12 protein-coding genes are annotated in these 18,566 nt (G+C 61.4%); 4 read left to right on the top strand and 8 right to left on the bottom strand.

What is annotated here, in order from left to right; translation table 11 throughout:
* Positions 1 to 75 precede the first annotated feature (75 nt).
* On the top strand, positions 76 to 1,032 hold the full coding sequence (locus ACA049_RS21045; protein WP_497329525.1) for an alpha/beta hydrolase: 957 nt from the start codon (positions 76 to 78) through the stop codon (positions 1,030 to 1,032).
* A gap of 241 nt (positions 1,033 to 1,273) precedes the next feature.
* On the opposite strand, the gene ACA049_RS21040 is transcribed toward ACA049_RS21045, so the two are convergent.
* The 5 genes from ACA049_RS21040 to pvdM form a co-directional block, all read right to left on the bottom strand.
* Positions 1,274 to 3,751, bottom strand: coding sequence for a TonB-dependent siderophore receptor (locus ACA049_RS21040; RefSeq protein ID WP_497329523.1), 2,478 nt, complete (start codon positions 3,749 to 3,751; stop codon positions 1,274 to 1,276).
* Positions 3,752 to 3,971: 220 nt separating this feature from the next.
* Complete coding sequence (locus ACA049_RS21035) at positions 3,972 to 5,621, bottom strand: cyclic peptide export ABC transporter (RefSeq protein WP_497329521.1); 1,650 nt, start codon at positions 5,619 to 5,621, stop codon at positions 3,972 to 3,974.
* A gap of 220 nt (positions 5,622 to 5,841) precedes the next feature.
* Positions 5,842 to 6,720 carry a dihydropyoverdine dehydrogenase gene (pvdO, locus tag ACA049_RS21030; protein WP_497329519.1) on the bottom strand — a complete coding sequence of 293 codons (879 nt, stop codon included), beginning with the start codon at positions 6,718 to 6,720 and terminating at the stop codon, positions 5,842 to 5,844.
* A 144-nt stretch (positions 6,721 to 6,864) separates the two neighbouring features.
* Positions 6,865 to 8,145 (bottom strand): pyoverdine-tailoring periplasmic protein PvdN, encoded by a 1,281-nt coding sequence (gene pvdN / locus ACA049_RS21025; protein ID WP_497329517.1) that lies wholly within the window; start codon positions 8,143 to 8,145, stop codon positions 6,865 to 6,867.
* 30 nt (positions 8,146 to 8,175) lie between these two features.
* Positions 8,176 to 9,525: a pyoverdine-tailoring dipeptidase-like protein PvdM gene (gene pvdM / locus ACA049_RS21020; RefSeq protein ID WP_497329515.1), complete on the bottom strand. Its 1,350-nt coding sequence runs from the start codon at positions 9,523 to 9,525 to the stop codon at positions 8,176 to 8,178.
* A 243-nt stretch (positions 9,526 to 9,768) separates the two neighbouring features.
* Between pvdM and pvdP the strand changes: the two genes are divergently transcribed.
* Positions 9,769 to 11,397, top strand: coding sequence for a pyoverdine maturation tyrosinase PvdP (gene pvdP / locus ACA049_RS21015; RefSeq protein WP_497329513.1), 1,629 nt, complete (start codon positions 9,769 to 9,771; stop codon positions 11,395 to 11,397).
* 112 nt (positions 11,398 to 11,509) lie between these two features.
* On the opposite strand, the gene ACA049_RS21010 is transcribed toward pvdP, so the two are convergent.
* The 3 genes from ACA049_RS21010 to ACA049_RS21000 are packed head-to-tail and all read right to left on the bottom strand — an operon-like array spanning position 11,510 to position 16,058.
* Complete coding sequence (locus tag ACA049_RS21010) at positions 11,510 to 12,904, bottom strand: efflux transporter outer membrane subunit (protein WP_497329511.1); 1,395 nt, start codon at positions 12,902 to 12,904, stop codon at positions 11,510 to 11,512.
* 7 nt (positions 12,905 to 12,911) lie between these two features.
* Positions 12,912 to 14,885 carry a MacB family efflux pump subunit gene (locus ACA049_RS21005; RefSeq protein ID WP_497329509.1) on the bottom strand — a complete coding sequence of 658 codons (1,974 nt, stop codon included), beginning with the start codon at positions 14,883 to 14,885 and terminating at the stop codon, positions 12,912 to 12,914.
* Positions 14,886 to 16,058 (bottom strand): efflux RND transporter periplasmic adaptor subunit, encoded by a 1,173-nt coding sequence (locus tag ACA049_RS21000; RefSeq protein WP_497329507.1) that lies wholly within the window; start codon positions 16,056 to 16,058, stop codon positions 14,886 to 14,888.
* A 407-nt stretch (positions 16,059 to 16,465) separates the two neighbouring features.
* On the opposite strand from ACA049_RS21000, the gene ACA049_RS20995 reads away from it, so the two are divergent.
* On the top strand, positions 16,466 to 16,948 hold the full coding sequence (locus tag ACA049_RS20995) for a sigma-70 family RNA polymerase sigma factor (RefSeq protein ID WP_109633400.1): 483 nt from the start codon (positions 16,466 to 16,468) through the stop codon (positions 16,946 to 16,948).
* Between the two features lie 122 nt (positions 16,949 to 17,070).
* Positions 17,071 to 18,408, top strand: a complete 1,338-nt coding sequence (locus tag ACA049_RS20990; RefSeq protein ID WP_497329505.1) for a lysine N(6)-hydroxylase/L-ornithine N(5)-oxygenase family protein — start codon at positions 17,071 to 17,073, stop codon at positions 18,406 to 18,408.
* Positions 18,409 to 18,566 lie beyond the last annotated feature (158 nt).

Below are 18,566 nucleotides of genomic sequence, written 5' to 3'. Positions count from 1 at the left end.
ATCAAAAGATCGCAGCCTCGTTTCTCTCGACAGCTCCTACATAAGCAAACCAATTTAGGTAGAAGGATTCGTCCCATGGCCGTGTTGCCAGAACTTGAAGCATTTCTCGAACTCGCCGAGTTCGGCCGGATGACCGGCAAAAGTCGTGCGATGCATGAACAGTCACCCCAACAGGCACGGATCGATTTTGAAGCCTCTTCCGGATTTCTCGACGTGCCGCTGGACAGCGTGGCCTGCGAAAACTTCACCATTGCTGCGCGGGACGGCCACAGCTTGTCGGCGCGGCTGTATCGCGCAGGGCAAGCAGGCGAGAGCTTGCAGCCGGTGGTGTTGTATTTCCATGGCGGCGGCTATGTGGTCGGCAGCCTGGATTCCCATGATGCGCTTTGCCGGCGACTGGCCTCGCAAGGCGGCTTTGCCTTGTTGACCGTCGATTATCGACTGGCGCCGGAGTGGCGTTTCCCGACACCGGTGCAGGACGCCTGCGATGCCGGCAACTGGCTGGTGCGCGAAGGCGCGGCGCGAGGGCTGGATGCGAACCGGGTGGCGCTGGTCGGCGACAGCGTGGGCGCGACACTGGCCACGGTGTTGTCGATCATGGCCGTGCGTGAGCCTGGGGAACTGGTGTTGAAACCCAAGGCGCAAGTGCTGCTGTACCCGGTGACGGACGCAACCACCCAGCGTGCCTCCCATCGTGATTTCGCCGAAGGCTATTTGCTGGAGACGCCGACGCTGGACTGGTTCTACGCGCATTACGGGCGCACGCCGGAGGACCTGGCGGATTGGCGTTGCTCGCCGTTGCTGGCGGCGGATCTGTCGGGCGTGGCGCCGGCGCTGGTGTACCTGGCCGGGCATGATCCGTTGCGTGACGAAGGGCTGGCGTATGCCGATCGGTTGCGCGCGGCGGGGAATGAGGTGACGTTGCTGGAGCAGCCGGGGATGACCCATGACTTCATGCGGATGGCGGGGTTGTTGGGGGAAGTGGAAGGGATTCACTCGGAAGTGGCGGGGTGGGTGCGTTCGCGGATCTGACTTGAAATGAAAAAACCGCCATGCCTGAGTCGGGGGTGGCGGTTTTTTTGTGGCCGGTCGGGGGGATTTCTGTTGAAGCGACAATTGCCTTCGCGGGCAAGCCTCGCTCCTACAGGGTTAGTGCAGGACCTGTAGGAGCGAGGCTTGCCCGCGAAGGCGGACTAATGCTCAACACAAATCCCTGGCCCAAAAAAAATGCCCGCATCTCACGACACGGGCATTTTTCAGTTCAGCTCACGACTCAGAAATCATACTTCGCGGTGATCTGCAGGTTGCGCGGCTCGCCGTAGAACGTGGTGCCGAAGTTGCCCAGGCCCGACATGTACTTCTTGTCGAAGACGTTGTAGGCGTTGGCGGTGAAGCTCAGGTGTTCGTCGTACTGATAACGGGTCATCAGGTCCACGAGGGTGTAGCCACCTTGTTTGAGCATGGTGCTGCCGCTTGTGCCATTACCCACGTTCGGGCTGAAACTCTGGCCGTAGAACGCGCTCTGCCAGCTGACGCCGCCACCGATGGTGACCTGGTCCAATGCGCCGGGCAGACGGTAGGTGGTGAACGTACGCACCACGTGTTCCGGTTTGCTGGAGGCCAGCGGGAAACCGAAGATACGTTGTTCGTCCTCGTCGCGGGTACGGGCATAGGTGTAGCCGGCAGTCACGTTCCAGCCATCTGCCAGTTCGCCCGCCAGTTCCATTTCCACACCTTTGGTGGTGGCGCCGGAGATGGCTTTATAGACGTCCTGGCCGGTGCCTACGTCGGTGGTGACGTATTGCGCGACGTTGTCCTGCTCGATCTGGAACAAGGCGAAGCTGGCGTTCAGCTTGCCTTCGAAGTAAGCCGCCTTGATGCCGGTTTCGTAGCTGTCGCCTTCAACAGGCTTGAGGGTCGAACCGGTCACGTCCTTGTAGATTTGCGGCTGGTAGATCTTGGTGTAGCTGGCGTAGACCGAGTACACATCGTTCAGGTCATAGACCACACCGGCGTACGGTGTAACGACGCCGTGTTCCTTGTAGCTGGCGTGGGTGTCGGTCTGGGTGGCGCCTGGATAGTAGGTGTAGTCTTCGTTGTACTTGAAGGTGCTCAGACGGCTGCCGAGGATGAACGACAGGTCGTCGGTCGGACGCAGGCGTGTGGCCAGGTAAAGCCCGTTCTGGCTCTGAGTGCGTTCGTACTTGCCGTTTTTCGGGAACTCCTGTTTCGGCAGGTGACCGTTCCAGTCAAAGATGCTGCCCGGCACCTCTGAGAAAGCGCTGGTGTCGTAGGTCGCACCGGTCTGACGCGAGTGGGAAGCCATGAAGCCCGCCACCAATTCATGCTCGCGACCACCCAGGGAAAATGGACCGGAGACGTTTACGTCCGCGCTGTTCTGTACGCGATGGCCTTCCCAGCGACCCCAGTAAAGGAAATTGCCTACGCCCGTGACAGGGTCGGCGGAACCACCGCTGGCCGAGGCCAGTTGGGTATCGTGATCGGTGGTTTTCTGGTCGAAGCTGGCCTTGAATTTCCAGTCATTGGCCAGTGCCTGTTCCAGCGACGAGAAATAGGTGACGCTGTCGAAATCACGACGGCTCCAGTTGGCACCCGGGTTGAAACTACGCGAGAAGTCGGTACGGCTGCCATCGGTGAAGTACGGCGCGTTACCGGTCCACGAACTGCCGCGCGGCGTTGCGCTGGACTTGTCGACGCCAAAGGTCAGCAGGGTGTCGTCGGTCAGGTCGGCTTCAAGGATGCCGTAGTAGATGTCTTTTTTCTGGGTGTAGTGGTCGATGTACGACCCTTTGTCCTGGTAGGCACCCACGAAGCGCCCGCGCACGTTGCCCGAATCGGTCAGCGAACCGGAGATGTCGCCTTCGGTGCGGTAGTTGTCCCAGGAGCCTGCGGTGGCGCTGACCGAGGCCTTGAAGTCCTTGGTCGGTTTCTTGCGGATCAGGTTGACGGTGGCGGACGGGTCACCGGCACCGGTCATCAGGCCGGTAGCGCCTTTGATGACCTCGATGTGGTCGAGGCTGGCTGCATCGTCGCTGTTGTTCGGGTTTTCGCCGTAAACGCCGTCGTAAGGAATGTTGACGCCGTCGTACTGGAAGTTGGTGATGGCAAAACCACGGGCGGAAAACTCGGTCCGGTCACTGTCGTACTTCTGCGACGTGACGCCGGGCGTGTTGCGCAACGCGTCGGCAACGCTGGTGACGCCACGATCGTCCATTTGCTGGCGGGTCACCACGGTCACCGATTGCGGTGTTTCGCGGAGGGTCAGCGGCAGCTTGGTCGCGGTGGTGGTGGCGCCGGTGGTGTAGGAACCGGTGTCTTCAGTGGTCAGGCCCAGGGCCTGGCCGGAAATCGTGGTCGCGCCCAGTTGCAAACCCGAACCGCCGCCCGATACCAGGGTGACGCTGTTGCCATTGATCTGGAACGAAATGCCGGTGCCTTTGAGCAGGGCGCTCAGGGCCTCGGACGGCTCCAGCGAACCGGACACTGCACGGGATTTGATGCCGGCGACCTGGTCAGGGCTGTAGAGGATCTGCAGATTGGTCTGCATGCCCAGCTCGGTCAGTGCGTTGGAAAGCGGCTGTACGGCGATATTCACTTTTACAGGTGCAGCATTGGCCATCGAGCTCCCCAGCAAGGTGGCGGTCAGCAGTACGCTGGTGAACAGGGTGCGATGCAAAGTCGGGCGCTGTACGGCCAGCGCGAGAGGTGTGCGGCGTGGTTGAGGTCGCATTACTTACCTGAGCTCCTGAAAAGTGTTGTGCAGAGTTTTTGTTAATAAGAATGATTATTAGACGCGGCACGAACGTAAAACCGGAAAGAAACCCGTCAAATAATTTTCAGAAAGAAAAAACGATGGGGGCAGAGTGGCTTTTGTAGGAGCCAGGCTTGCCGACGAAGGCGCCCTCAAGATCGCCTTCGCCGGCAAGCCTGGCTCCTACAGGTACGATTTATCAGGCAGGGGCGAGTTCGGTGACGACCCGGCCGCTTTCCATGCGCACCAACTGGTCGGCTACATCGAAGTAGCGGTCATCGTGGGAGATCACGATGATGGTCTTGCCCAGGCGCTTGAGGTCCGGCAGCAGCTCGGTATAGAAAATCCGGCGGAAGGTCGGGTCCTGGTCGGCCGCCCATTCATCGAACACCAGCACCGGGCGCTCTTCGAGCCAGGCATTGACCAATGCCAGGCGCTTGCGCTGGCCGGTGGACAGGTCGGTGGTGGTGAAATTGCCGTCCTTGACGCTGACCTTGTGTGCGATTTCCAGGCGTTGCAGGTATTTGTTCGCGTCCTCGGGGATGTGCGTGTCGCCCTGCACCACGTCATCGAACAGGTAATAGTCAGCGAAGATCGTGGTGAACAATTGGCGGTAGTCATCACGATTCTTCGCATCGATGGCCTCGCCGTTGACCCGGATCTCGCCCTGTTGCGGCGTGTACAAGCCCAGCAGCAACTTGATCAGGGTGGTCTTGCCACAACCGTTCTCACCGACAATAAAGGTGATGTCGCCCTGCTTGATCGTCAGGTTGACCGGCCCGAGCTGGAAGGGCGCGGCACCTTCGACAGCCGGGAAGGCGAAACGCACATCGGCCAGTTTCAGTTCGTGCACGGCTTGCTGGACGTTGCCCTGATCGCTGAGCAGCAAGTGCGGCTCAGGAGTGGAAAACTGCTCGGACAATTCGGCGATCCGGCGGAAAGCAATCTGCGCGCGGCTGACAATCGGCAACGTGCTGATCAAATGCTCCAGCGGACCTTTCATGTACAGCAGCACCAGCACAAAGCCGCTCATCACGGTCTTGTCGGCGCTTGGCCAGAAGGATTGCAGCGCCAGCACCAGGCCGATGACCACGAAGAACAGCATCGAGCCGAAGGTCTTGGCGATCACGAAGGTGTTGACCGAGCGCACCTGGGTCTTGCAAATGAATTCGGCCGTGGCCTTGATCCCCGAAACGAACATGCGCTGGCGGCGCGGGCGGTGGATGCGCAGTTCCTTGGCGCCATCGGCAATCGCGTTGTAGTGCTTTTGCAGTTCGTCTTCCGCGTCACGGGCGGCCATGAAACCCTGCACACCCTTGCTCTGGGCGTAGGCCTGGATCGCCGTGCCGATCAGGATCGCGGCGACCATGATCAGGAACATCGGCCACGACAGAATCGCCAGGTAACCCATGCAACCCAGGGTCACGGTGAGGGAAATCGCCAGCGGCGCGAAGGCGAAGGCGAAGTCGCTGATGGTGTCGACGTCGTGGGTCAGCACCGGAATCAACCGATGGCTGCGATAACGTTCGATTTGTTCGATCGGCGCCGACAGGACTTTTTCACCGAGCTGTTTACGCAGCCTGGCGATGATGTGCTGGCCGACATAGTTGGTACCGATGTCCGAACAGATCGAGCTCAGCAGCGCCAGCACGCAAAGGCCGGCGAACAAGGCGACCACGCCTTGGGTCAGGCCGGTGTCCGAATGCAGGGCGTTGTTGATGGTCGCCAGCAGCACCGTGACGCTCAAGCCGCCGACCATGCCCAGGAAAATGGACGCGGCGACGATGAGTCGAAACGGTTTCAACAGGGCGAACAACTCGCCGATGGCGCCACGGGGAGGCTGGGTCATGGAAGACAGTTCCTTGGGTATAAAGGCAGATACCCAGTAGAACGTCTGATCGCAGGCTTAATTTACAACCTGGCCGACTGGCGGCTTCACACACCACCCTGTAGGAGCTGTCGAGTGAAACGAGGCTGCGATCTTTTGATCTTGCTTGTAAAAAACAAAGTCAAAAGATCGCAGCCTCGTTTCACTCGACAGCTCCTACAGAGAGCACACCAGTCTTGGGTTAGAGGTCGCGCACGACGCGGAAGCCCATCCAGTCGCCACGCTCTTGCGGGTACTGGCTGTTGCGGTTGCCCGAGCGGGAGAACACCGGCGCTTCGCCCCAGTCGTTGCCACGAATGCGCACGGCTTCACAATTGGGTTCTACCCAGGCGCTGCCATCGGTGGGTGCACCGACGTAGTTCGGGTGTTCGCAGTCTTCGACCCATTCGTAGACATTGCCGTGCATGTCGTACATGCCAAACGCATTCGGTGCATAGCTGCCGACCGGCGAGCTGAAGCTGTAACCGTCTGCCGGCCCGTAGGTGTTGGCGTGTTTGCTGATGCTGTATTCCTTGCCTTCATCGAACGGGAAGGGGAACGGACCCTTGGTGCCGCCGCGAGCGGCGTATTCACGCTGGGCTTCGCTGACCATGTGGTACTTCTGCCCGGTCTTCTTCGAGAGCCAGGCGACGTAGTTCTTCACGTCATCGAAGTTCATGCACACCGCCGGCTGACGCGGGCCTTGTGGATAACGCGGCTTGCTGGCGACGCATTCACGACCCGGCCGGGTATCACCGTTGGCGATGGTCACACCGCTCTCGCGCACGTAGCTGTCCCATTCACCGGCGGTGACCTGGAAGCGGCTCATGGCGAACGGCTTGGCGAAGGTCACTTCGTGCATCGGACTTTCGTCGGGTTCGCGCCCGACCTCATCATCCGGCGTGCCCATGGTGAAGGTGCCGGCGGGCAGCACGACCATTTCCGGGCAGTCGCGGCAGTCCTTGAACACTTTGCCGGGTTGCGGGGCGGTGGCTGCCTGGGCGGCGGTTGGCAGCAGACCGGCCATGAGTGCGGTCAGGGCCAGGGCCTTGAGTGGCAGGGTTAGTGAATTACTGTTCATGAGGTGTCTCGTTCAAAGAAAAAACTGGAATCATGCAAGATCAATTGTGGGAGCGGGCTTGCTCGCGAATGCGGTGTGTCAGGCGACAGATACTCAGCAGACACACCGCATTCGCGAGCAAGCCCGCTCCCACAGGGTACGGCGTCAGGCGATCTTGCTCAGCAAGGCCATGAAGCGGTCGATGTGGTTCTCGGTGTTGAGCAGGCCGGGTGCGATGCGGATCACCGGGCCGACATCGCGGTCCACCGAGTCGCAGACCACACGGTTCTCCATCAACTGCACGGCGACTTTTTCGCAGTCGCGGTCCTTGATCCGGAAGAAGGTGAAACCGGCCGACAGGTCCGGGCTCTTTGGCGTGACCAGTTCGATCTGCGGATGCTCCAGCAGCCGGTTTTTCGCATAGGTATTGAGGGCGTGGATGCGCGCCTGCACCTCGGCCTTGCCCAACTCCAGGTGCAGCTTGAACGCTTCGTCCAGGGCCCAGCGGTGTTCGAAGCTGTGATAACCGCCGGGGGTCATGATGGTCGAGAACGTGGTCGCTTCGGAGAAGGTCGGAATCGTCGGCGTCACATCCTTGAGCTCAGCGGAACGGGCGCAGATGATCCCGGTGCCGCGCGGGCCGAACATCCATTTGTGGGTACCGGCGATAAAGAAGTCGCAGTGCATGTCGGGGAAATCGAGGTCGTCGACGCCGAACCCGTGCACGCCATCGACCACATACAGGATGCGGTCCTTTTCCTCGCGGTTGCGATTCTGCTCCTCAACCAGTTTGCCGATCTCGCCGATCGGCAGTTTCACGCCGCTGCCGGACTGCACCCAGGTCATGCCCAGTACGCGGGTTTCAGGGCGGATGCCTTTGGCGATCGAGCCCAGCACCTCATCCGCCGACACGGTGTGGCTGTTCTCGAACAGCTTGAGCTTGCGCACCTTGACCCCGTCCTTCTGCTGGCGGTAACCCAAGGCGTAGTTGGTGGCGTAGTGTTCGTGTTCGCTGGTGAGAATTTCCTGGTCCGGGCGCACATGGATGCCGCCGTAGATCAGCGACAGGCCTTCGGTGGTGCTGCCGGTCAGCGCGATCTGCTCAGGCTTGGCCTTGAGATAGCGGCCGGCCCAGACGCGAACCGCTTGCTCGCGCTTTTCGGTTTCGCCCAGGTCCCAGTCCATCGCCAGGCCCGGGTTGCGGTCGAGGTTGGCGCGGTGGCGTTCAATCGCCTCTCGCACCGGCCGTGGGTGGGACGTCACCAGAAAGTTGGCGAAGTGCAGGTAGTCCGGATCCTGGTCGAACAACCCACGCAATTGTGCCCATTTGTCCTTGGGCAGCGGCGTTGGGTTGGCGGCCAGCGCCGGCAGATTCACGGCAGCACTCAGGGGCAGGCCAGCGGCGAGAATACCGGCCTGCTTGAGGAATGAACGGCGGTTAGTCATGAACTCGGTTCGCTTTTGCAAAAGAGGGCATCAGTTTTTTGCCACCGGTCTGGACGACTTCTGTACCTGGTCCCAGACACGCAGGAAGTTCCCGCCCCAGAGCTTGGCGATATCGGCCTCGCTGTAGCCGCGACTGATCAGCTCGGCCGTCACGTTGCGGGCTTCGCTGACATCCTTCCAGCCATCCAGACCGCCGCCGTCGTTGAAGTCGGAACTGATGCCGACGTGGTCGATGCCGATTTTCCTCACCGCATAGTCGATCGCGTCACCGTAGTCCTTGAGGGTGGCTTTTGGTTCTTCGTCGACGATGGCGTAGAGCTGGCTGGCGTACTCGCCGAAACGCTGTTCGGACCAGACGGTGATGATCGGATCGCCCGGCATCAGTGCCATCTCCAGGCCTTGCAACGGTTGCAGGTCGAAGCGTGCGCGCAGGGCGTTGAGTTTGTCCTGGGTGGCCTGGCTCAACGGGCGGATGTAGGTCGGGAAGCCAACAATCTGCACCACGCCGCCGCTGTTTTTGATCAGCTGCATTTCCTGGTCGCTGAGGTTGCGCGGGATGTCCACCAGGGCGCGCGGTGCCGAGTGCGAGGCGACCATCGGGGTGCGGCTCAACCGGGCGACTTGCTCCAGGGCTTTGGTCGACATCTGCGAGACGTCGATGATCACGCCCAGATCGTTGAGGCGATGCACCGCTTGTTTGCCGATGTCTGAAAGGCCGCCGAGGGCGTCTCGCGAATCATTGAAGAACGGCAGCGGTCGGGACGAATCGGCCCAGGCGTTGTTGCCCACGTAACTGAAACCGAACATGCGCATGCCGCGAGCGGCCCACATGTCCAGGGCGTTCAGGTCGTTGCCCAGCGGGTAGGCGTTGAGCATGCTCATGAAGATCGCGAACTTGCCTTCGCCGTGCAGGCGGCGGAAATCGTCCGGGGTGTAGGCGATGGCGACCTGGTTGGGGAAGTCGCGAACCAGGGTGCTGATGATTTTGTAGCGGGTTTCCTGCTCGAACCGGGCTTCGTCGACGAAACCGGCGGTGGGGCGGTGCGGGGCGTTGGCACCGTTCCAGATTTCCGGCCAGCCGAAAATCGTCAAAGCCGCGCCGGACAGGCGACCGCGGCCGGTCTTGACCAGGTCGAATTGACCGGTGCCGTCCTTGTCCGCTTCATTGCCGGCGGTGCCGAAGTCCAGCGGGACGGTGACGTGGCTGTCGAAGGTGAGGATGCGCTCTTGCAGCTCATCGGCCTGTTTCATGACGTTGACCGGGTAACCGGGATTGTCTTTGAACCAGTAATCCCAAGCCGCATAGCCTGCCCCGGCACTGATCGCCAGGGCCAGCGGCAGGCCGATGTAGAGAGCCTTTTTCGAACGTGGTTTTGTCATTGCCATCTCAGTCAGGTTCGCCGCCCCGGTGCGGGCGCAGGGGCCTTTGCTATCTGGGAAGAACGAATGACCGATCAAGGAATTTAGTTGTTTGTGCTGGCCTCTTCGCGGGCAAGCCTCGCTCCTACAGGTTAATGCAGGACCTGTAGGAGCGAGGCTCGCCCGCGAAGCTTTTAAATTTTCGGAGGCAACAAACGTTCTAGCTTGGATAAAGCCTGCTTCATGGCTGACACAGGTAGGGCAATGACGATTTCTCGACGATGGTTCATGGCAGGCCTGGCGCTGACCGGCGCCGCCGTGCCTGCGGCTTTTTATGGGCATCGCGAATGGACGAAACCGGATCCGACGATCACCCCCGGCGAAGCTTCATTCGATGTGGCGGATGTCGCCGGTCAGCATTTGGCGAATACCCTGCGCGGCGTCTGGCAGATTCGTTTCGAAGGACGTGACGCCGGTATCGAAGGCCTGCCACGGGACGGGCTGGAAGTGTTTCTCGACGTTGGCCACAAAGGACGCGGCTTGATCGGGTTCCTCGACACCGCCCAGCGTCTGCGCTCCAACGATGAACCGCGCTACCGGGTGCTGGGCGATCTGGCGGAAGCCAAACCGGCCGAGTTGAGCTGGCGGCTAGTCAGTGCCAACGCCGCCAACGGCACACCGGATTACGAATTCAGTATGTCGCTGGACGAAGTCTGGGCCGGTTTCGGCAATGCCGGCAGCGGCACGCTTAGCGGCCGGGTGTTGAATCTCGATCGCCCGCTGATGATGACCGCGCAAGACAATCGCTTCATCGCCGTCAAACGGGTGTTCCCCGAGGCCCGCGAGCGCGCCGGTCTCAATGCGTCGCTGCTGGCGTGGCTGGTGTCCGCCGAACATCGACTGTTTCACCAGCTCTGGCATGCCTCGCGGGACAAGTGGCACACGCTGTCCGAAGACAAGCGCAACGCCCTGCGTGGCATCGGCTGGCAACCCGGACCGCGGGACAAGGAGCGCGATGCCCGTGGCGCCCGCAAAGATCGCAATGGCTCGGGCGTGGACTTTTTCTTCATGCACCGGCACATGCTGGGCACGGCGCGGTCGATGCAGGACTTGCCGTCGTGGCAGCATTTTCCATTGCCGCAGCCGGAACTGGCCCGCGATCGCATCGGCTTCGCCAATTACTGCGACAACCACGACGGCACCGCGCTGCCGCCGACCTGGCTGGCCGACGACGACGCCGAATATTCGCAATGGGTCAGCGACATCAAGACGGCCGAGACGTATCACAGCAACTTCCAGGTCTGGGAGTCGCGCTACCGTGATCCGCGTTACCTGTCGAAGCTGACCCTGGGTCAGTTCGGTTCGGAGGTCGAGTTAGGGCTACACGACTGGCTGCACATGCGCTGGGCCTCGGTGCCGCGTGATCCATCCAATGGCCAGCCGGTGCCGTTCGCCCGGGATCCGTCAGACTTCTCTGCGCGCTGGTATGCGCCGGAAAACGACTTCCTCGGCGACCCGTTTTCCTCCCACGTGAACCCGGTGTTCTGGCATTTCCACGGCTGGATCGATGATCGTCTGGAAGACTGGTTCCGTGCGCACGAGCGTTTTCATCCGGGGGAGGTCAGTCGGCAGGAGGTCAATGGCGTGGCGTGGTTTGCGCCGGGGCGTTGGGTCGAGGTGGATGACCCGTGGCTCGGACCGAGCACCCATGGCTGCAGCACGACGCCGGGGTTGCAGACCGGCAAGTCGGTTGAAATGGACCCGGAAACCATGAAGCTGGCGCTGCGCATTACCTTTGGCGAAGACGAGAAAAAGTTGGCGGACCTGTTCCGCAAAGTGCCGCAGCGGCCTTGGTATGCGCGGCATTTGAAGGCCAAGCCGATTACCAGTTAAACCGGTAGACCGAGTTATCGTTCTTCGCGGGCAAGCCTCGCTCCTGCAAGGGCATCATTTATACCTGTAGGAGCGAGGCTTGCCCGCGAAGAGGCCCTCCTGACGACTCAAATCACAAAACCTGCCACCCGCCCCCCAACGCTTTGTACAGCGCAATACTCGCTTGCAACCGCGACAACCGCAGCTGCACATTCAAATCCTGCGCCGCATACAACGTGCGCTGGGTTTCCAGCACCGTCAGCAAATCCTCGGCCCCGGCCTGGTAACGGCTTTGCGCGATATTGAAGGCGGTCTGCGCCTGGTTCAGTTCCTCGCTTTGCCACTGGCGCTGCGCATCCAGTCCGCGAATGCTGTTGAGGGCTTTTTCCACGTCGGCGAAGCCGTTGATGATCGCCCCGCGATAGGTCTCCAGCAGTTCTTCCTGGCGGGCCGTGGCTTTGTCGCGCTCGGCGCCCAAGCGACCGTTGTTGAAGATCGGCGCAAGCAATCCGGCGGTGAGGTTGTAGAAAGGATTGCGCAGCATGTCCGCCGCACGATCCGCGCCCGAGCCGAGTTCGGCGCTCAACGTGACCTTCGGCAGCATCGCCGCGCGGGCGACGGTGACGTCGGCTTGCGCGGCGGCCAGTTGCGCTTCGGCGCGGGCGATGTCCGGGCGGCGGGTGAGCAGTTCGCTGGGCGCGCCCGCCGCGATGGTCGGCCATGACAGCTGATCGAAGCGTTCCTGACCCAGCGCCAGTTCCTGAACCGGCCGGCCGAGCAGGGCGGCCAGACCGATCAAAGCGTCCTGAGCCTGTTGCTGCACCAGCGGCAATTGCCGTTGCTGCGCCGCCACCAGGCTCTTCTGCTGCGCCAGTTCCAGGGCCGTTGCCGAGCCCGAATCAAAACGCGTCTGCACCAGTTTCAACACGTTCTGCGCGTTGGCCAGGTTCAGCTCCGCGATGCGGCTTTGCTCACGCAGCGACAAGGCCTGCGCGTAGGTATTGGCGACGCCGCTGAGCAGCGTCAATTCCACGGTCGCCTGATCGAACTCGCTGGCCTGCAGCGCGAATTGCGCGCTGTCACGGGAAGCCCGTTGACCGCCCCAGAAATCGATTTCGTAACTGGCGCTGAGGCTGGCGTTGAAGTAATCGACGGCCTTGTTATCGCTGTCGGCATCAAGCTGGCTGTAACCGTTGCCGCGTAGCAGTTTTTGCCGATTGGCGTTCAGGGCACCCTTGACTTCGGGTAACTGCGAACCTGCGGCAACCACCGTTTCGGCTTGCGCCTGGCGCACTCGTGCGATGGCGGCGGCCAGGTCGTAACTGCCGACCCGCGCCTGTTTAATCAGCTGATCCAGCTGCGGGCTGCCGAATTGCGTCCACCAGTGCAGGTTGCTGCGGGTGGCGTTTTGCGTGTGCGGCGATTGCCACGAAGAGGGCGGCTGGATGCCGCTGTCCGGACGCTGGGCGGGCGTGCCGCAGGCGCCGAGCAGCAGGCAAAGGGTCAGTAAACTCAGTTGCGGCTTCATGGAGAGATCATTCACTGGTAAGGGCCGTGACCGGGTCGAGTCGGGCAGCTTTGCGGGCCGGCATGAAGCCGAAGACAACACCGGTGACAAGGGCGCAGCCGAAGGCGCCGAGCACCGCTATCAAAGAGAACGCGACAGCGACTTCACTGAGGATCAGCACACCGCCGACGATCAGCGCCAGGGCGATCCCGGCCAGCCCGCCGACCACCGAAAGCATCACCGCTTCCGTCAGGAACTGGCGCAGGATGTCGCGCTGACGGGCACCGGTGGCCATGCGGATGCCGATCTCCCGGGTGCGTTCGCGCACGGTCATGAGCATGATGTTCATCACCCCGATGCCGCCGACCAGCAGCGAGATCGCTGCAATCGAGCCCAGCATCAGCGACAAGGTATTTTGCGTACGCGCTTCGGCCTGAATCATTGCAGCGTTGTTGGTCAGTTCGAAATCCTTCTTGCCGTTGTGCAGGCGCAGCATCAATTGCTCGATGGCGATTTCGGTCTCCTTGACCTTGCGTGCGTCGGCGGCGGCGATGGCCACGTACTCGGGATTATGCGTGCCGAACAGCCGCACACTGGCGGCGGAATACGGAATGGCGATGCGGTCGTCGCTGTCGGAGTCGCCGGAGCTGGCGCCTTTTTCCGCAAGTACGCCGACCACCTGGAACGGCACGTTCTCGATCAGGATGTACTGGCCGATCGGGTTGGCCACGTCCTTGAGCAACTTGGTCCGCACCTTGTGGCCGATCACTGCGACCGCCGCAGCGTTGCGTTCATCGTCCTGGGTGAAATAGCTGCCTTGCACCACCGGCCAGTTGAAGATCGCCGGGAAATTGGTGTCGTTGCCGCCGACGTAGCTCAAGTGGTCGAGGTTGCCGAAACGCACCCCGGCTTCCTGGCCATTGACCGGCATGATCCGCGTCACCTGCGGCAGGCTGCCCACCGCCGCGACATCGTCCAGGGTGACGATGCCCAGCGGCGTACGCGGGTTGGGTGATGAGCCGCTGAGGTAAATAATATTCGAGCCAAAGGCGCCCATTTGCGCCATCACCTGGCGCTTGCTGCCTTCGCCGACGGCCAGCATCACCACCACAGATGCCACGCCGATGATGATGCCGAGAAGTGTCAGCGCCGTGCGAAAGCGGTTGATCCACATCACCCGCCACGCCGCTTGTACCGCGTCGATCAGCTCGCCTTTCCACGCGCCAGTCGCTTCCGCGCCTTCGGTCAGGCGCTTGCGCAGATCCACCGCTTGCAGCGCGCCGGGATTGGCCGAGGTCTGTGCTTCAGGGTTGTCGTGGGCACTGTCGCTGATGATCAGCCCGTCGCGGATTTCGATGATGCGTTTGGCCCGGGCCGCGACTTCGCGGTCGTGGGTGATGAGGATCACCACGTGGCCCTGGCTCGCCAGTTCGTCGAGCAGGGTCATCACCTCGGCGCCGCTGTGGCTGTCGAGGGCGCCGGTAGGTTCGTCGGCGAGGATGATGTGGCCGCCGTTCATCAAGGCACGGGCGATCGATACGCGTTGTTGCTGGCCGCCGGACAGTTGATGCGGACGGTTGCCGGTGCGCGAAGCCAGGCCGAGGCGGTCGAGCAGGGCAGCGGCGCGGGCGTGGCGCTCGGCGGCCGGTAAGCCTGCATAGATGGCCGGCATCTCGACGTTTTCCTGGGCCGAGCCAGACGGGATCAGATGGTAGCCCTGGAACACAAATCCAAAGGCTTCGCGGCGCAGCCAGGCCAGCTCGTCGCTGTCGAGGGCGGCGACGTTTTGCCCGGCGAAGCGGTATTCGCCCGAGGTCGGGCGGTCGAGGCAACCGAGGATGTTCATCAGCGTCGACTTGCCGGAACCGGAGGCACCGACAATCGCCACGAATTCCCCGGCATGGATCGACAGGTCGATGCCGCGCAACACGTGAACTTCCGGTGAATCGCCGCCGCCGTAGGCTTTGCGGATGTCCTGCAGGTCGATCAGGGGCGTCTGCATTCAGCCGCCACTCCCGTCGGCCGGGCCGATGAGCAGGTGATCGCCTTCCTGCAAGCCGTCGAGGATCTGCACCCGCAGACGATCGCTGATGCCCGTGCGCACGTCGCGCTGCTGGATGCTGCCGTTTTCGGCGACGACCTGGGCGATTTGCATGTTCGCCTCATTGCCGGCCTGCAGCGCCGCGACCGGTGCGGTCAGGGTGTTTTTCGCCTGATCGGAAACGAAGAACACTTGGGTGGTCATCTCCGCCATCAACGCGTTGTCGGCGTTATCGACGTCCAGCAACACCGTATACAGCACCACGCGCGCGCTGCCGCTTTTGCTCGAACTGGCCGGGCTGCCGCCACCCTGGCTGGTCTGGTCCAATGGCTTGGGTGGCACCGGCAGAATCTGCCGCACGGTGCTGCTCCAGCGTCGGTTGCCACCGCTGAGGGTGGTAAACCAGGCGCTCATGCCGGGTTTGACGTGACCGATGTCGGCTTCCGAGACTTCGGCCCACACGGTCATCGGCGACAACTTGGCGATGCGCAGAATCAGCGGTGTTTGCTGCTGGGCATTCAGGGTCTGGCCGACCCGAGCGTCGAGGGCGACCACGGTGCCGGCCATCGGCGCATAAATCCGCGTGTAACCGAGTTCGGCCTGATCGCTGCGCAGGCTGGCCTGGGCCTGACGGATCTGCGCCTGAAACATGTCGATGCGGGCCTGGGTGGCATGCAGTTCGGCCTGGGCGGTTTGCACGTCTTCTTCGCGGGTCGCGCCGCCGGCCTTGAGGTTCTGCTGGCGCTGGAATTTCTGCCGGGCCAGTTCGTGCTGGGCCCGCTGTTCCTGGAGCTGCGCCTTGAGGTTCTCGATGGAGAAGCGTCCGGCGTCAAGCTTGGCCTGCTGGGTGGACGGATCGATCTCCACCAGCAGCTGACCTTCCTTGACCACGTCGCCGACTTCCACGTGAATCTTCTGGATCTGCCCGGACGCCTGCGCGCCGACGTCGACATAACGCCGCGGTTGCAGGGTGCCCAGGGCGGTGACGCTGCTTTCAATGTCGCCACGGCTGACTTGCACGGTGGCGAATTTATCCCGGCCTGGCGGGATCACTTGCCAGGCGGCGATGGCGATAACGGGGATCAGGCAAAGTGCTACAAGCAGGGCGCGTCGGGTTTGTCGGGGACGTTTCATGCAGGGTTCCGGGCAATAGGTGTCGGCCCGTCATCCAAAGGGACGGGGAGCTGTCCTGTAAACGATGGACGCGGCGTGGAATTTAGCCGCGGACATATGGCGTAACACCTGTTCTGGATCTGTGTAGGAGCTGTCGAGAGAAACGAGGCTGCGATCTTTTGATCTTGTATTTAAAGAGCAAGATCAAAAGATCGCAGCCTCGTTTCACTCGACAGCTCCTACAGGTAGAGCAGTGTGCGTTGGCTTTGGCAGGACTATTTGTCGGGCAAGTCAAACCAACACTTTAAATCTATATGAGAATTACTATAAATTACGCACCTCGAACTGCCACCATCTTGCCATTGCCTATTTTGGCGGTCGCCGAAGTGGCTCAAGGACAGAAACCGCACCCCGTGCGGCCGGGAGTCATGTTGGAAAACTACTATCGCGAGCTGGTGTGTTTCCTGAACGCCAAGCTAGGCAACCGTCAGGTGGCCGAAGATGTGGTGCATGACGCTTATCTGCGGGTACTGGAACGCTCCAGTGACACGCCGATCGAGCAGCCCCGGGCATTCCTTTATCGCACCGCGCTGAACCTGGTGATCGACGATCATCGGCGCAATGCCTTGCGCCAGGTCGAGTCGCTGGACGTACTCGACAACGAAGAACGCTACTTCACGCCATCGCCGCACAATTGCCTCGATCACGGCCAGCGCCTGGAAATGCTCCAGCGTGCCTTGGCGGAATTGCCACGGCTGTGTCGCGAAAGTTTTCTGCTGCGCAAGATCGATGGCCTGTCGCACCCGGAAATCGCCGAACATCTCGGCATCTCCCGCGCGCTGGTGGAGAAGCACATCGTCAATGCCATGAAGCACTGCCGCATACGGATGCGCCAGTGGGATGCCCATTGATCCCTTCGCTCTAAATTTTTTTTAATTGTCCTCGTTCCTACTCAACAGACGACCTGCTGTCCTGCATCAGGTCACTTAGGCTTATTCCCCTTGTTGAGGGGTTCATCCAGAGGACACTGGAAATGACACAGGCAATTGCATCGCCCATCGTTCACGACCTGATCGGCGTCGGTTTCGGCCCTTCGAACCTGGCGCTGGCCATCGCTCTGCAAGAGCGCGGGCCGAGCCAGGGCGAGCTGGATGTTCTGTTTCTCGACAAGCAGCCCAACTACAGCTGGCACGGCAATACCCTGTCGACCCAGAGCGAGTTGCAGATTTCCTTCCTCAAGGACCTGGTGACCCTGCGCAATCCGACCAGCCCGTATTCGTTCGTCAACTACCTCAAGCATCACGGCCGTCTGGTGGACTTCATCAACCTCGGCACGTTCTATCCGTGCCGCATGGAATACAACGACTACCTGCGCTGGGTTGCCGGCCAGTTTGAAGCCCAGAGCCGCTACGGCGAAGAAGTGCTGACCATCGAGCCGGTGCTGCACAACCATCAGGTCGAAGCGCTGCGGGTGATTTCGCGCGACGCCACGGGGCATCAACACGTGCGCACCACCCGTTCGGTGGTGGTCAGTACCGGCGGTACGCCGCGCATTCCGGAAGCGTTCAAGGCGCTGAAGGACGATGGCCGCGTGTTCCACCACTCGCAGTACCTGGCGCAGATGGCCAAGCAGCCCTGCGTGAACAATCAGCCGATGAGCATCGCGATCATCGGTGGCGGCCAGAGCGCGGCGGAAGCCTTCATCGATTTGAACGACAGCTTCCCGTCGGTGCAGGTAGACATGATCCTGCGTGGCTCGGCGCTGAAACCGGCGGATGACAGCCCGTTCGTCAACGAAGTGTTCTCGCCTGAGTTCACTGACCTGGTGTTCCAACAGGCGAGCAGCGAGCGTGAGCGGCTGGTCAACGAGTACCACAACACCAACTATTCGGTGGTGGACATCGACCTGATCGAACGCATCTACGGGATCTTCTATCGCCAGAAAGTCTCGGGCATCGCGCGCCATGCGTTCCGCACCCTGACCACCATCGAAAAAGCCACCGCGACCGAGCGCGGTATCGAACTGGCGGTGCGCAACAATGCCACCGGTGAAGTGACGGTTCGTCTGTACGATGCCGTGGTATTGGCCACCGGTTACGAGCGCCAGATGCACCGCAAACTGTTGGCGCCGCTGGAGCAATACCTGGGTGATTTCGAAGTGGATCGCAACTACAAGCTGATCACCGACGAGCGCTGCAAGGCCGGCATTTATATGCAGGGCTTCTGCCAGGCGAGCCATGGTTTGAGCGACACGCTGTTGTCGATCCTGCCGATTCGTGCGGATGAAATTGCCGGCTCGTTGTATGACCATGGCAAGCACCGTGGGCATAGCCGGTCGGTGGTGGACCTGCTGTTGGCGACTGCCAGCTAAATCTTCGGCGCCTGTCAGTCCGCCTTCGCGAGCAAGCCCGCTCCCACATTTGACCTGTGTTCGCAGGACTAATGTGGGAGCGGGCTTGCTCGCGAAGAGGCCCTCAAAGGCAGCACAAGTTCTGAAAGCTGAACCCTTCCTCCCACAGTGGATCTCCA

This window comes from Pseudomonas sp. LBUM1662 (genome assembly GCF_059695915.1).
This window is presented reverse-complemented; position numbering and strand designations above follow the sequence as displayed.